The 288-nt window shown below is 42.4% G+C and carries 1 protein-coding gene; it reads left to right on the top strand.

The features are described from left to right. Nucleotides 1-64: 64 nt before the first annotated feature. Nucleotides 65-288, top strand: a 224-nt coding sequence (locus ACODJP_RS13865) for a hypothetical protein (RefSeq protein ID WP_422482502.1), incomplete at its 3' end; no start/stop codon positions are given.

The raw sequence follows: 288 nt of genomic DNA, 5'->3' as shown, positions 1-288 counted from the left end.
GCTCGATGGTGAGTCCATTTCTGGTGGAATTGGGCATTCGTCGAGTCTGTTTAGACTTAAATATTTGGAGAAGCTGAACCTGGCCTACAATAACTTCAACGACTCCACTCCCATTCCAAAAGGTATTCACAGACTCAACTATTTGACACACTTGAATTTGTCATCTGCTGGTTTTGATGGGCAGGTTCCATTTGAGCTTTCCACCTTGAGGAGGTTGGTTAGTCTCGATATCTCATACAATTATATATCTCTAAACCTGGAAATGCTTATCCAAAATCTAACGGGGCC

The organism is Pleomorphochaeta sp. DL1XJH-081 (assembly GCF_049310885.1).
In the GTDB taxonomy this organism is placed as follows: domain Bacteria; phylum Spirochaetota; class Spirochaetia; order Sphaerochaetales; family Sphaerochaetaceae; genus CAYZJV01.
Note: the sequence above shows the minus strand (reverse complement) of the source record. Positions and strands in the feature narration are given on the sequence as shown.